Raw genomic sequence first — 13388 nt, forward strand, 5'->3', positions numbered from 1 at the left:
AGGAGGTTGTATGTTTCAGCGCATTATTCAGTTTGCTGTCGCCAATCGCCTGTTATTGGTATTGGCTTTATTCAGCATCAGCATTGCGTCATTTTTTATTATTCCCAAACTTAATCTGGATGCCTTTCCCGATGTTACCAACGTTCAGGTAACGGTAAATACGGAAGCACCAGGATTAGCAGCGACCGAAGTCGAGCAGCTTATTACCTATCCGATAGAGTCGGTGATGTATGCCCTGCCCGACGTCAAAGAAGTTCGGTCAATCTCAAAAACAGGTTTATCGGGCATTACCGTGGTATTTGACGAGAGTGTCGATATCTACTTTGCCCGGCAACTGGTGTTTGAACGACTGCAGGCGGCAAAGGAGTTGATACCCGAAGGCGTAGGTACACCCGAAATGGGTCCTAACTCTTCCGGCCTCGGCCAGGTTTATCAGTATCTGCTACTTGCCGAACCGGGCTCCGGTGTCAGCAGTATGGAGCTACGCAGTCTTAACGACTATGTGGTTAAACTGCTACTAATGCCCGTTGAGGGAATTACCGAAGTCTTGTCCTTTGGCGGTAAGGTTAAGCAATATCAGGTTAACCTAAATCCCGCGAAGTTACTGTCTTACGAACTCACACAGCAAGATGTGATGAGCGCGGTCAACAAGAATAACGGTAACGTTGGTGGTTGGTATATGCCCCGCGGTCAGGAGCAGTTGGTTATTCGCGGCACCGGCTGGCTGGAAAGCGGTAAAAAAGGCCTGCAACAAATACGACAAATACCGCTCAAAACCGTTGACGGCGTTTCCGTAACACTGGGCCAGGTTGCCGACGTCGAAATCGGCAGTGAAATTCGCCAGGGAGCGGTCTCAATGTCGCGTAAAGTCGACGGCGAGGTCAACCAGCTGGGCGAAGTGGTGTCGGGTATTGTGCTCAAACGCATGGGCTCGAATACCAAAGCCACCATCGACGGTATTAAAAAGCGCATTCCGCTTATTCAGCAAGCATTACCCGAGGGTGTCACCTTTGAGCCGTATTATGATCAGGCCGATTTAATACAAAAAGCCGTATCTACGGTCGCATATTCACTGCTCATTGCCTTTGTCTTTATTATCGCAGTATTAGCACTGTTTTTGCTCAACATACGCGCTACTTTTTTAGTGTTACTGTCCATTCCCGTTTCTATCGCCATTGCCCTGATGGTAATGTCCGCGATGGGCATGTCAGCTAACCTGATGTCGCTGGGCGGGATTGCTGTTGCCATTGGTATGCTGGTCGACGGCTCCGTGGTGATGGTTGAAAACATCTTTAAGCACTTAAGTCGTCCGGATAGTGAACACCAAGGCGACGCCGAGCAACGCACAGAGCACCGCGACCCGGATCCTCAGGCAGCCAAACTCGATAGCCATGGTATCAAGCTGCGAGTTAAGGAAGCGGCTAACGAAGTGGCACGACCGGTATTCTTTGCCGCCATGATTATCTTGGTGGTCTTTATGCCACTGTTTAGTTTTCAGGGTGTTGAAGCTAAATTATTTGAGCCCATGGCGATCAGTATTATGTTGGCCATTATCTCCGCGGTTTTTGTGGCCATTATGGTTGTCCCGGCATTAGCCAGTTACTTTTTCAGTCGGGGTATTAAGCCTCGTGAAAATAAACTGCTTAAACCACTAGATAATGGTTATAAAAGACTATTATCGGTGGCGTTACGCAGTAAAAAGGCTGTTATTCCCCTGGCCGGTGTGCTGTTTGTCGGCGCTTTGGTGTTAGTGCCTCGTCTCGGCACAGAATTTGCGCCCGAATTGGAAGAAGGCACGATTAATATTCGCGTGACATTAGCCCCCTCCTCTAACCTTGAAACGGCCTTAGAGGTGGCTCCGAAGCTTGAAAAAATCCTGATGTCGTTCCCGGAAACCACCTACGCACTCAGCCGCATTGGACGAGCTGAAGTGGGTGGTGATCCAGAGCCTATCAGCAACATCGAGATATACGTGGGTCTCAAGCCGCAGTCTGAATGGACAACAGCATCGGATCGCTACGCCTTACAAGAAAAAATGGAGGCAAAACTCGATGCTCACCCAGGCTTGTTGTTTAATTTTTCACAACCTATCGCAACACGGGTTGATGAACTGCTATCAGGTGTAAAATCGCAGCTAGCCATCAAACTATTTGGACCCGAGCTTGACGTGTTGGCCCGTAAAGGCCAGGAAATAGAAAGTGCCGTCAAGCAAGTTGACGGGGCCGTTGCAGTAGCGATGGAGCAAATAAAAGGTGAAGCACAACTCGTGGTTTCGCCGAAACGCCAACAACTCTCACGCTACGGCTTAAATGTCTCCGATGTACTGAGCGTTGTCGACAATGGCTTGGGTGGCGCTTCGGCAGGCCAGATCATTCGCGGTAATGAGCGCTATGATATTTACGTGCGGCTGGCCAAGCAATTCCGCGATACGCCGGAGTCTATTCGCTCGTTACGCTTGTTAACTCCTTCGGGAGCCTGGGTAACCGTAGGCGAAGTCGCCCACGTCGCAATTGAATCAGGACCACCGCAAATCCGTCGTGATGATGTACAGCGTCGCGTTGTGATTCAATCGAACGTTCAGGGTCGTGACATGGGTAGCGTGGTTGCCGATATTCGGAAGGCGATTGACGAGAAGGTGGATTTACCAACCGGTTACTCAGTCGATATTGGTGGCCAGTTCGAAAGTCAACAACGAGCACAGGAGCGCTTGTCCATTGTCGTTCCCATATCGCTGGCACTCATCGCCCTGCTGCTTTATTTTGCTTTCGGCACCATGGGTCAAGCCATGTTGATTTTGGTGAATGTACCATTGGCAGTCATCGGCGGTATTGTGGCTCTCTATGTGTCAGGACAGTACTTATCGGTGCCCAGCGCCGTGGGTTTCATCACGCTGTTTGGTGTGGCGGTACTAAACGGTGTAGTTCTGGTCGAGAGTATTAACCAGAGAATAACCGATGGGCATGCGGTTAATGATGCCGTGTTTGATGGCGCATGGTCGCGACTCCGCCCAGTATTGATGACTGCAATAACCTCAGCGTTAGGACTCATTCCCATGCTGTTTGCAACCGGTGCAGGGGCTGAAATTCAACGCCCACTGGCTACCGTCATTGTTGGTGGTTTGGTATCAGCTACTCTGCTGACATTGGTTATCTTACCCGTGCTCTATCCTTGGTTTTCGAAACAAAAAATTAAGGATTTAAGCCGTTAGGGTTCAATAGCATTTAAGGGGGCGGTTATTGTCGCCCCCTTTTATTAAAAGAGGAACGTATTATGGGACATCACCATAACCATGATCACTCAAAGGACATGCCGTCCAACCGATTAGGTTGGGCATTTCTGCTTAACTTTGTTTTTACCATTATTGAGTTCATTGGTGGTTTTCTTACCAACAGTACCGCCATTTTAGCTGATGCCGTTCATGATCTTGGCGATAGCCTGTCGTTAGGTCTCGCGTGGATACTAAATAAACTTGGCAAAAAACAGGCTAACCAACACTTTACCTACGGTTATAAAAGACTGAATCTTGCCGGTGCATTTATTAATGCCGTTGTGTTAATCGCAGGCTCTGCCTGGGTACTTGTGGAAGCAATTCCCAGACTCTGGAACCCTCAGATGCCCGTCGCTGATGGCATGATTGCTTTAGCCGTCGTTGGCATTACAGTTAATGGATTTGCTGCTTACAAATTGTCAGAGGGCAAAACGTTAAACGAACGCGTTATTAACTGGCACTTGCTGGAGGATGTTCTCGGCTGGGTCGCTGTACTTATCGTTGGTATTGTTTTGCTGTTCGTAGACTGGCCGATTCTCGACCCTATATTGTCGATTGGCTTTACGCTATTTATTTTAGTGAATGTACTACGCAACCTGTGGGCAACGCTGAAGCTCTTCATACAGGCCACGCCAGACAAAAAAACCTACAAACAAGTCGCGGACGCTTTACTGGAGCTACCTCATGTTGCTGACCTACACCATTTGCATTTTTGGTCACTAGACGGCGAGGAGCATGTATTAACCGTTCATTTGGTGTTAACTGAAAATCTTGATATCGAGGCCCGTAGCGACTTAAAACAGCACATCGATAACGTCCTTGCGCCCTATGCTTTAAGCCATACAACGGTAGAACTAGAAGATCCTGATGAAGCGTGTAGGGACAACTGATAATGAGTGCATTATTTTTATTGAAAACGCTCGGGTTATTTATTGCCACCGCAATTGCCGAAATTGTCGGTTGCTATTTACCCTACCTATGGCTCAAAGAGGGCCATTCCGTTTGGTTGCTCATTCCGGCAGCAATAAGCTTAGCTTTATTTGCTTACTTATTAACACTTCATCCGGCGGAAAGCGGGCGGGTCTACGCAGCTTATGGTGGTATTTACGTGTTAACTGCCATAGTCTGGCTGCGAATTGTCGATAAATCGCCACTATCCAATTTCGACCTGATTGGCACGACGTTTGTGCTAACCGGTATGGGGATTCTTGTGTATGGCTGGCGTTAGCTATAAAGCAATTCAGTTAAAGAACTCCACTCAAAAGTTTTACACAGACTAGCGCACCTTATGTTTGTCCGTGGTAGCGTCCTCAACCCCGTCATTAAGCGACGCCATCAGTGGACAATAGACATCTCCGTGTCCGGCGCTGCATTTTTGCACCAACTCATTCAGCGCTTGTTCAATTTGCTGTAAGTGCGATATCTTTCGACGAACACTGATGAGCTTTTGCTCCCCAAGCTCCCGTGCTTCATCGCAATGAGCGCCATCTTGCAGAGTTAATAGCTCACCAATTTCATCCAGACTAAATCCAAGCCATTGAGACGCGCGAATAAAATGAAGCCGAGCAAGCGCTTGTTCGTCGTAATGTCGGATCCCCCCATACGGCTTCTCCGGCTCGCTCATTAGCCCTCGGCGCTGATAATAGCGCACCGTTTCCACGCCCACGCCGGCTGTTTTGGCCAGCGTGCCAATTGTCATTACGTTGCGTTTTTTTAACATAGCTATTGCTTCCGTAGTGAGGTACGGGTCTAAGATTAACACATTAAAGCAAAATGCCCGAAGGAGTTACTCTTATGTCAAATTCAAAATCTGGTCGGGGCTCTCTTCTCGCGGGAGGGATCGCAGCGACTCTGGCATCTGCGTGTTGTCTGGGTCCCCTCATATTACTTGCACTCGGTGTATCCGGGGCCTGGATTGGGAGCCTCACAGCACTTGAGCCTTATCGACCCATTTTTATTGCCATTGCATTGATTGCCATATTCTTTGCCTGGCGTCGAATATACCGGCGTGCTGATGACTGCAACCCTGATAACACCTGCGCAACGCCAAGTGCTCGTAAGAGCTACAAAGTGATGTTTTGGCTCGTTGCGGTGCTTACTTTAACAGCACTGGCGTACCCCTATGTTGTTCCTTTCTTTTACTAGGAGGCAATACACGATGAAAAAAGCAATGATAACAACCATTTTATTTTTACTGTTTAGCATGCCCGCATTGGCGGCTGAGAAAACCGTCACGCTATCAGTACCCGGTATGACATGCGTCACCTGCCCAATTACCGTCAAAGCTGCACTTGGCCAAGTCGCAGGTGTGAGCGCCGTCGATGTCCGTTTTGAAGAGCGGGATGCAACCGTGACATTCGACGACGAAAAAACGTCAGTTAAGCAGCTCACTGAAGCAACGACAAATGCAGGATACCCATCAACACTGAAAGCAACGGCACCAAAAAATCAGTCATGAAACATCACAATGCCTTATAGCTGCTGTAAAACTGAAAGACCAAGGAGTAACCGTTATGAGTAGTAACAATTTACACATTGCTGTCATTGGTAGCGGCGGCAGTGCGATGGCTGCGGCACTCAAAGCGACCGAGGGAGGTGCCCGAGTGACGCTCATTGAGAGAGGTACTATTGGCGGAACTTGTGTCAATATTGGCTGTGTCCCGTCTAAAATCATGATCCGAGCGGCTCATATCGCCCAACTGCGGCGAGAAAGCTCTTTTGATAAAGGCTTAAGTACTCATACTCTTAAGGTAAATCGATCAGCTCTCCTCGAGCAACAACAGGCTCGGGTAGAAGAACTCCGTGAATCCAAATACCAGAGTATTCTTAGAGAGAATTCCGCCATTACCGTTATTAACGGCGAAGCCCGCTTTATAAACGATGAAACTCTTTCCGTATCACTTCGCGATGGCGGTGAGCAAACGATTTACTTTGACCGTGCTTTTATCGGCACCGGGGCCCGACCCGCACACCCCCCCATCCCCGGCTTAGCTGAAACCCCTTACCTTACTTCGACAAGCGCATTAGAGCTAAATGACATTCCTAAGCGCCTCCTTATTATTGGAGCCTCGGTCGTTGCTCTTGAGTTAGCACAAGCCTTCGCGCGTCTCGGTAGTGAAGTTACTGTTTTGGCCCGCAATCGGGTGTTATCCCAAGACGAGCCTGCCATTGGTGAAGCAATAGCGACTGTTTTTGATCGCGAAGGCATCAATGTGCTTGAGCATACAGAAGCCAGCGAAGTGCGTTACGACGGACAACACTTCATTCTCAAAACCAATGCCGGAACATTAAAAGCAGAACAACTGCTCGTGGCCACAGGCCGTACGCCCAATACGGAAAACCTCGATTTAAAAACCATCGGTGTACAAACTGAACGCGGTACAATAACGATTAACGAGCGCATGCAAACCTCTAACTCAAGAGTATATGCGGCAGGCGACTGTACGAATCAGCCGCAGTTTGTCTATGTCGCCGCCGCAGGCGGCAGCCGAGCCGCTATTAACATGACGGGCGGTGATGCGCATCTTGATCTCAGTGCAATGCCCAAGGTTATCTTTACTGATCCACAAGTCGCCACGGTGGGTTTATCAGAAGCTGATGCTAAAACTGGTGGTTACGTCACCGAAAGCCGCACGTTGGGCCTTGAAAATGTCCCACGGGCATTGGTTAACTTCAATACCCAAGGGTTTATAAAAATTGTCGCAGAGAGTGGCAGCGGCCGACTGCTCGGTGTTCAAGTCGTCGCAGGAGAAGCCGGTGAGTTGATTCAGGCTGCTGTAATGGCGATAAGAGCAGGAATGACAGTCAATGAGTTGGCTGATGAGCTCTTCCCATACCTTACGATGGTAGAAGGCTTAAAATTATGCGCTCAAACGTTTACTAAAGATGTTAGCCAATTATCTTGCTGCGCTGGGTGAGATAACCTAGCTTAACTTCACTGGACAGTTACCAATATTTCGGGTTTAGCTGCTGGTTGGTGATAGGTTAAGCTAGTTCAGGAGTGATAATAGTTGTTATAAGCACTTTTTTTTCATTCATATTAGCTCTTATTTGTCTCACTTATTTGACAATAAGTTTTCCTAGATACCTTTGCATCTGACAATGAAAATCGTATTCTCCGGTCTTTAATACTGGCAATTCGATCAACTTTAACTTATTGGTCGGTAAAGTATCGCTGATCCCCAGATCAGGAATAAGCAAAGTTTCAGAGCAACAGATTTAAAGGCTTCCAGTTTGACAACAATCTCATTTAGCCGTTTTCATTTGTTTATTATATAACGTTACAATTAGCCAGCCAGTAATCATAGCTCCCAAGGACCACCCGAATAATCCCGTAACAAATCCACTAAAACTCAAATGCCACTCGAAACCAGAGAGTTTTCCGTGAACCATGCCTTCTGTTAAAGCCATCATGTGACCTCTCCCCCAAAAATAGGACCATGACATCGATGAGATTTCCATTAAAATGGGTCAAGTGGAGATCTCGATATGAAAAAACGTTACAGCGAAGAGCAAATCATCAAGGCCATCAAAGAGCATGAGGCCGGTGCAAAAGTTGACGAAATTTGTCGTCGAATGGGAATTTCCAGCGGCACGTTTTATAACTGGCGTAGTAAATATGCCGGAATGGAAGTGAATGAGGCCAAGCGTCTAAAAGAGCTTGAGTCTGAGAATAACAAGCTTAAAAAGCTGTTGGCGGAGAAGATGCTTGAGACAGAAGCCTTAAAGGATGTCGTCTCAAAAAAGTGGTGAAGCCCGCCAGCAAGAAGCGTGTCGTAGAGCATTTAATCTCTGCGTATAAGCTAAGCGAGCGCCTTGCGTGCAAACTGGTCGGGCTGAGTCGAACAGCTTACCGATATAAGCCAAAGCAGCGAGATGACGAACGGGTAACGACTCGCCTAAAGGAGCTTGCCGTGGAATATCCACGGTATGGCTATTTACTGCTGCATGGGTTGCTTAAGCGCGAGGGGCTTGTAAAGAATAAGAAGCGAACCTATCGCCTTTATACCGAACAAGGGCTTCAGGTTCGGACCAAGAAACGTAAAAAGCTGACACGACCGCGTGTCGTTATGGACGCACCGCAGCGTGTTAATGAGCGATGGTCGATGGACTTTGTGTCTGACCAGCTGGCAAGTGGCCGACGTTTCAGAGTCTTGAACGTTGTCGATGACTTTAGCCGGGAAATGGTTGGGCAACTTGTCTCAGTATCGATTTCAGGACAGCAAGTATCGCGCTTTTTGTCTCAGCTTATCGACGAGCGCAGCAAGCCAGAGCATATTGTCTGCGATAATGGCACCGAATTTACCAGTAAAGCCATGTTTTTCTGGAGCAAAAGCAACGATGTAAGGTTGAGCTTTATTCAGCCAGGAAAACCAACACAGAACGCTTTTGTTGAGAGTTTGAATGGTAAGTTTAGGAATGAATGTCTTGATCAGAACTGGTTTAGAACGCTCGACGAGGCGAGGTATGAAATAGAGCAGTGGCAGCGTCATTATAATTACGAACGCCCGCATAGCTCGTTAAATTATTTACCGCCTGTGGAGTTTGCAAAACAGGTAGCTTAAAACTGAAATTTCATCGATAAGATGGTGTTAGTTCAGGGGAAAGGTCACATGCTAGAGGGCATAATAAGCACTAGCAAGCTACAAACTCCCCATAAAACTGCGAAAGCACCGCCAGCTGCTAAGCCAAATTTCTTTGCATTAAGTTTCATAACTTCCTCCTTAAAAATACCGTTGTAAATTAGATATATTGAAAAAGTACCGCTACTTGCACACTGCAAGTAGCGGCATTTCCAACGGAGAGCTTAATCTCTACTACATTTCCTTTTTTTCTTCACTCTGATGTTCCATCATCTGCTCCATCATCATTTGCATCATATCCATTCTATGCTCCATCATTTTCATTTTATTCATCATATTCTCTTTGCCCATTTGCTCTGCTTTGTCTCCCTTTTTATGTTCTCCTTTGTTCATGCCTTTATCCATCCCATGGTTCATCATTTGCATTCCCTTCTGCATTGACTTCATGTGTTCTTCCATTAGTTTTTTACGTTTCTTGGGATCGGATTCGCTTTTTATTTTTTCCATAGCTTCGCGCATTTCTTGCATGTGCTCATTCATTGATGTCATTTTTTCATGATGCATCATTCCACTCATTGAACCTGTTTTATCATCACCATGTTTATGCTGTGCATCAGCAAAGACAGGAGAGGCCATTAAAGCTGTGATAGTTAAAGCTGAAAGTACTTTTTTCATTTTATTACCCTCTTGACTATGACCAAATTGTTTTGGTCTCATTAATTTTACTTTGTTTCACTATCGTTAAATCTTGGAGCCCACGCTGACGTAGACCTCATATAACGGCGATATTTATTGCCGAATCCTTCAATGCCTTCGATGAAATTGAATTTCATCGAATCTAACGGGAAACTTTTAAAGCTCATATTGTGACCTGGACGTTTTAAGCCATTTAACCGACAACTAGCTTTCCCCGATACATTTGCATCTGGCAATGAAAGTCGTACTCTCCGGGTTCCAGCGCTGGTATTTGAATTTGCTTTAATTTGTTAAAAGGCAACGTTTCACTGATTTCCAGGTCAGGGATAAGCAGAGTTTCAGAGCAAGGCGATTGATCCTTCCGCAGAAACCTGAGTTCAACCGGCTTACCTTCAGGTACGTTTATTCTCGAAGGCGAGTAGGTGCCGTTTTCGACGGCAATCACCCAATCACCTTCTCCCAGCTTCATCTGCTTGGGCGTGTAAAGCCAAAACCACCAGACGATCAGTGCGATCAGAGCGATACCAGCAATATTAATAAATAACATATTTATTCTCCTGAATGCGCCAATGTTAAAAGGTGCATTAATGTTTCTTGGCTTTGAAAAAGCGTAACCGGTTAGCGTTGCTCACTACCGTAAGCGAAGAAAAAGCCATTGCTGCACCTGCAATAACCGGACTCAACAGCATTCCAAAAAATGGATACAGAGCGCCTGCGGCAAAAGGAATACCTGCTACGTTGTAAATAAAAGCACCAAATAAGTTTTGTTTAATGTTGCTCAGTGTGGCCTTGCTCACCGCGACCGCATCGGCAAGCCCGTGCAACGACCCGCGCATCAATGTAATATCAGCACTTTCAATAGCGACGTCCGTTCCCGTGCCAATCGCGAAGCCTACATTGGCAATAGCTAGTGCTGGCGCATCATTAATACCATCTCCCGTCATGCCAACGATTTCGCCTTCCATCTGCAGCTCCTGAACCTTTTTTGATTTTTCTTCCGGCAGAACTTCAGCGAAAAATTCTTTAATTCCTACTTTTTCAGCAACTGCTTCTGCTGTCGCGCGATTATCACCAGTAAGCATCACTACTCGCACACCGTTATCTTGCAAACGTTTAATGGCGGCTACGGAGTCGTCTTTTATCGGGTCGGCAACTGCAATAATTGCAGCTAACTCATTATCAACGGCAAAGTACATAGGCGTCTTAGCTTCAGCAGCTAAGCCTTGGGCTTTTTCAACAAAGTTACCGAGCTCAACTTGACGTTCACGCAACAGCTTTTCATTACCGAAAAGGAGGGACTTCCCGTCAACTTCTGCCTCCACGCCATGACCAGCGATGGCGTTGAAGTTCGAGACCTTACTTGTCTTAATCCCTCTTTCCCTGGCTGACTCAACTATCGCCTGTGCTAGCGGATGTTCAGAGCCAGACTCAAGTGTCGCTGCAAGTTGCAGTACGGTTTGCTCATCGTACTCACTCGCTACTAATACGTCGGTGACTTTAGGAGAACCAAGTGTAATGGTGCCCGTTTTATCCAGGATCATAGCCGATACTTTCGACGCTGTTTGCAATGCTTCGCCATTGCGAATCAGCACACCTGCCTCTGCGGCTTTTCCTACACCCACCATTACCGACATAGGCGTCGCCAGGCCTAATGCGCAAGGGCAAGCAATAATCAAGACAGTGGTCGCTGATACCACAGCAAAGGCCAGTGCCGGCTCAGGCCCAAAGTTAAGCCAAGCTAGAGCACTGATAACAGCGATAATCATAACGACTGGCACAAAGTAAGCTGAAATAATATCGGCAAGACGACCGATTGGGGGCTTAGAGTTTTGCGCCCGTTTCACCATGTTAATAATTTGAGCAAGTGCTGTAGCTTTTCCGACTCTTGTCGCTTGAAACAAAAAGGAACCACTTTTATTTATCGTGCCCGCCACAACGTCATCACCAACTGATTTTTCCACGGGCATGGGTTCACCCGTTAGCATAGATTCATCAACGGTGGTACTTCCCTCTATAACTTTTCCATCAACAGGGATTTTTTCTCCGGGACGAACACGTACTACGTCCTCCTCGAGTACGTCTTCGATAGCGATATCCAATTGTTTATCGTCACGAATCACCCTTGCGGTTTTCGCCTGCAAACCAATGAGACGTTTTATGGCTTCGGACGTGCGCCCACGAGCTTTCAGTTCAAGTGCCAGCCCCAAATTGATCAAACCGATAATCATTGCGGTCGCTTCAAAGTATACGTGACGCGCCATTTCCGGAACCAGGTGCGGAACCAATACAACCACCATGGAATACAACCAGGCGGTACCAGTACCAAGTGCGATCAGCGTATCCATATTAGCGGAATGATTTTTCAAAGATTGCCAGGCACCGACGAAGAAGTGTTTGCCCGAAAAGTAAAGTACACCTAACGTTAGAATACCTACGACTAACCATGTCACACGCTCTGTGGCAGTGGTCACCGTCATTTCACCAACAAAAAGGCTATAAATCATGAGAGGTACACCTAACGACAGCGCAACGGTCATCTCCCGCATCAGCCGCTTGTAATAAGCCCAGTCGGCTTGCTCTTTTTCTGCCAACGCATCACCGTCACTTTCGGACGTGGCTACTTTAGCGCTATACCCCGCCCTCTCTACTGCTTTCACTAAAGCGCTCGGACTTGCTGTTCCTGTCACACTGACTGTTCGCTGCGCAAAGTTCATCTCTGCATTTTCCACACCGGATACAGACTTTAATGCACTCTCGATTTTGCCAACACAACTCGCGCAACCGGCTCCCTCGATAATGAGTTCCTCAATGGAACTACTACTAACGTCCTCAGTTTTCACACCCATACAAGTGCTCCTTATTTATGGAAAATTAACCAAATCAGGGCTCTTTCCCACAAAGTACCAACGATAAAATTTTCACTAACTACATATCCGAAAATCGGTTCGCAGTTTGCACCATTCGTTTAATTTCATTTTCTTCAACGTTTTTTACTGTTTCTAACAGCTCTTTTGCGCTGTCTATATCAACACGGGAATATAGGTGTTCATACAACTCAATGACTTGCTCATGATGGTTTACAATGTTCTCCATAATATGATCAGTATCTAACTCTTTAAAAGGCGAATCACAGTGTCCATGCTCAACGATGGGATGTTTCCCAATATAGTCATAACACCAAGTGTCTAATGCACTTCGGTTTGCTGTACTCAAAAAACCTTCGACCATTCGCTCTAAGCTAGCCTCATGACCCGACACGTAGTTTAGAATCATCCGAGCTCGTTCATCTTGGTTTTGTTTAGAGCAGTGAGTAACACACTCCTTCAGGTTTTTGTGGAAATCAACGGTCCAACTCAGCACATCTTTGATTGTTTCTATTTGCATTTTTTACTCCTTACCTATAATTAAGAGTTACTTTCGCTTGCTTTTGGTACGTGGTGGACTTCTGTGGCAACTCCACGGTGTGTGCTCCGCATTATCTTTAATATTTTGGTCAATAAACTTGTAGTACTCTTCTTTCAGATGAGTCCACCACCCACTATTTATTTCAACACCAAACTTCCTGAGCTTTTCCTCTATAACATTGAGATCCACTTTAGAGGCATCATAAGCGACCGATAACAAGTTATGCTCAGAGTCATAGGCAACGCTATCGAGACCAACCAACAAGTCAATTTCTTTGATAGCTTTGCGAACTTCTTTCACACTCTCTGCGTTTAGCTTTAAAGTGCGGTTTACTAAGTTAATTTCCCGCACTCCTGCTCTATGATCGTTATTTGACATCAATACTGTCCTGTTAATTAAAACTACCAATACGTTTCAGGCAACATATGTGCGCTCCT

Annotated in this window: 16 protein-coding genes; 7 read left to right on the top strand and 9 right to left on the bottom strand. The window is 46.6% G+C overall.

Annotated features, from left to right (window positions below; genetic code table 11):
* The first annotated feature begins 10 nt into the window (after positions 1-10).
* The 3 genes from UM402_RS09605 (at position 11) to UM402_RS09615 (ending at position 4496) form a co-directional block, all read left to right on the top strand.
* Positions 11-3208 (top strand): efflux RND transporter permease subunit, encoded by a 3198-nt coding sequence (locus UM402_RS09605; RefSeq protein WP_286874247.1) that lies wholly within the window; start codon positions 11-13, stop codon positions 3206-3208.
* A gap of 62 nt (positions 3209-3270) precedes the next feature.
* Positions 3271-4158 carry a cation diffusion facilitator family transporter gene (locus UM402_RS09610; protein ID WP_034818164.1) on the top strand — a complete coding sequence of 296 codons (888 nt, stop codon included), beginning with the start codon at positions 3271-3273 and terminating at the stop codon, positions 4156-4158.
* Positions 4159-4160: 2 nt separating this feature from the next.
* A complete protein-coding gene (locus tag UM402_RS09615; protein ID WP_006956209.1) occupies positions 4161-4496 on the top strand; it encodes a YnfA family protein in 336 nt (111 codons plus the stop codon).
* 48 nt (positions 4497-4544) lie between these two features.
* Here the strand turns inward: UM402_RS09615 and merR are convergent, their stop codons facing one another.
* Complete coding sequence (merR, locus tag UM402_RS09620) at positions 4545-4988, bottom strand: Hg(II)-responsive transcriptional regulator (RefSeq protein WP_034818168.1); 444 nt, start codon at positions 4986-4988, stop codon at positions 4545-4547.
* A gap of 74 nt (positions 4989-5062) precedes the next feature.
* Here merR and merT point away from each other — a divergent pair, with 74 nt between their 5' ends.
* Genes merT through merA form a run of 3 tightly spaced genes read left to right on the top strand, consistent with a single transcriptional unit; the run spans position 5063 to position 7185 of the window.
* Entirely contained in the window at positions 5063-5413 is a 351-nt protein-coding gene (merT, locus tag UM402_RS09625; protein WP_273024510.1) for a mercuric ion transporter MerT, read from the top strand.
* A 13-nt stretch (positions 5414-5426) separates the two neighbouring features.
* Positions 5427-5726, top strand: coding sequence for a mercury resistance system periplasmic binding protein MerP (gene merP, locus UM402_RS09630; protein WP_006956212.1), 300 nt, complete (start codon positions 5427-5429; stop codon positions 5724-5726).
* A 55-nt stretch (positions 5727-5781) separates the two neighbouring features.
* Complete coding sequence (gene merA, locus UM402_RS09635) at positions 5782-7185, top strand: mercury(II) reductase (RefSeq protein ID WP_058577375.1); 1404 nt, start codon at positions 5782-5784, stop codon at positions 7183-7185.
* 142 nt (positions 7186-7327) lie between these two features.
* Here the strand turns inward: merA and UM402_RS09640 are convergent, their stop codons facing one another.
* Together UM402_RS09640 and UM402_RS09645 are read right to left on the bottom strand one after the other, a co-directional pair.
* Positions 7328-7468, bottom strand: coding sequence for a cupredoxin domain-containing protein (locus UM402_RS09640; protein WP_153849795.1), 141 nt, complete (start codon positions 7466-7468; stop codon positions 7328-7330).
* Positions 7469-7513: 45 nt separating this feature from the next.
* Positions 7514-7681, bottom strand: a complete 168-nt coding sequence (locus tag UM402_RS09645; RefSeq protein WP_006956214.1) for a DUF5676 family membrane protein — start codon at positions 7679-7681, stop codon at positions 7514-7516.
* Positions 7682-7756: 75 nt separating this feature from the next.
* Between UM402_RS09645 and UM402_RS09650 the strand changes: the two genes are divergently transcribed.
* Positions 7757-8832, top strand: a protein-coding gene (locus UM402_RS09650) for an IS3-like element ISIba1 family transposase (RefSeq protein WP_322295294.1) whose coding sequence is annotated in 2 segments (ribosomal slippage) — positions 7757-8006 and positions 8006-8832 — 1077 coding nt in all. Because the reading frame shifts where the segments join, the coding sequence is not laid out codon by codon here.
* Positions 8833-8876: 44 nt separating this feature from the next.
* Here UM402_RS09650 and UM402_RS09655 read toward each other — a convergent pair.
* From UM402_RS09655 to UM402_RS09680, 6 genes are all read right to left on the bottom strand, one after another.
* Positions 8877-8981 carry a DUF5676 family membrane protein gene (locus UM402_RS09655; protein WP_322295295.1) on the bottom strand — a complete coding sequence of 35 codons (105 nt, stop codon included), beginning with the start codon at positions 8979-8981 and terminating at the stop codon, positions 8877-8879.
* A 103-nt stretch (positions 8982-9084) separates the two neighbouring features.
* A complete protein-coding gene (locus UM402_RS09660) occupies positions 9085-9525 on the bottom strand; it encodes a hypothetical protein (RefSeq protein WP_034818226.1) in 441 nt (146 codons plus the stop codon).
* A 214-nt stretch (positions 9526-9739) separates the two neighbouring features.
* Positions 9740-10093 (bottom strand): cupredoxin domain-containing protein, encoded by a 354-nt coding sequence (locus tag UM402_RS09665; protein ID WP_058578257.1) that lies wholly within the window; start codon positions 10091-10093, stop codon positions 9740-9742.
* Positions 10094-10130: 37 nt separating this feature from the next.
* Positions 10131-12392 (bottom strand): heavy metal translocating P-type ATPase, encoded by a 2262-nt coding sequence (locus tag UM402_RS09670; protein ID WP_322295296.1) that lies wholly within the window; start codon positions 12390-12392, stop codon positions 10131-10133.
* A gap of 79 nt (positions 12393-12471) precedes the next feature.
* Positions 12472-12930, bottom strand: a complete 459-nt coding sequence (locus UM402_RS09675; protein WP_058578255.1) for a hypothetical protein — start codon at positions 12928-12930, stop codon at positions 12472-12474.
* 27 nt (positions 12931-12957) lie between these two features.
* Positions 12958-13329 (bottom strand): cation transporter, encoded by a 372-nt coding sequence (locus UM402_RS09680; protein WP_058578254.1) that lies wholly within the window; start codon positions 13327-13329, stop codon positions 12958-12960.
* Positions 13330-13388 lie beyond the last annotated feature (59 nt).

This window comes from Idiomarina sp. OXR-189 (assembly GCF_034373425.1).
Lineage (GTDB): Bacteria > Pseudomonadota > Gammaproteobacteria > Enterobacterales > Alteromonadaceae > Idiomarina > Idiomarina zobellii.

Excerpts from the sequence above, each read along its gene's own strand:
- UM402_RS09605 (WP_286874247.1), top strand. The coding sequence starts at position 11 with ATGTTTCAGCGCATTATTCAGTTTGCTGTCGCCAATCGCCTGTTATTG.
- UM402_RS09610 (WP_034818164.1), top strand. The coding sequence starts at position 3,271 with ATGGGACATCACCATAACCATGATCACTCAAAGGACATGCCGTCCAAC.
- UM402_RS09615 (WP_006956209.1), top strand. The coding sequence starts at position 4,161 with ATGAGTGCATTATTTTTATTGAAAACGCTCGGGTTATTTATTGCCACC.
- merR (WP_034818168.1), bottom strand. The coding sequence starts at position 4,988 with ATGTTAAAAAAACGCAACGTAATGACAATTGGCACGCTGGCCAAAACA.
- merT (WP_273024510.1), top strand. The coding sequence starts at position 5,063 with ATGTCAAATTCAAAATCTGGTCGGGGCTCTCTTCTCGCGGGAGGGATC.
- merP (WP_006956212.1), top strand. The coding sequence starts at position 5,427 with ATGAAAAAAGCAATGATAACAACCATTTTATTTTTACTGTTTAGCATG.
- merA (WP_058577375.1), top strand. The coding sequence starts at position 5,782 with ATGAGTAGTAACAATTTACACATTGCTGTCATTGGTAGCGGCGGCAGT.
- UM402_RS09645 (WP_006956214.1), bottom strand. The coding sequence starts at position 7,681 with ATGATGGCTTTAACAGAAGGCATGGTTCACGGAAAACTCTCTGGTTTC.
- UM402_RS09655 (WP_322295295.1), bottom strand. The coding sequence starts at position 8,981 with ATGAAACTTAATGCAAAGAAATTTGGCTTAGCAGCTGGCGGTGCTTTC.
- UM402_RS09660 (WP_034818226.1), bottom strand. The coding sequence starts at position 9,525 with ATGAAAAAAGTACTTTCAGCTTTAACTATCACAGCTTTAATGGCCTCT.
- UM402_RS09665 (WP_058578257.1), bottom strand. The coding sequence starts at position 10,093 with ATGTTATTTATTAATATTGCTGGTATCGCTCTGATCGCACTGATCGTC.
- UM402_RS09670 (WP_322295296.1), bottom strand. The coding sequence starts at position 12,392 with ATGGGTGTGAAAACTGAGGACGTTAGTAGTAGTTCCATTGAGGAACTC.
- UM402_RS09675 (WP_058578255.1), bottom strand. The coding sequence starts at position 12,930 with ATGCAAATAGAAACAATCAAAGATGTGCTGAGTTGGACCGTTGATTTC.
- UM402_RS09680 (WP_058578254.1), bottom strand. The coding sequence starts at position 13,329 with ATGTCAAATAACGATCATAGAGCAGGAGTGCGGGAAATTAACTTAGTA.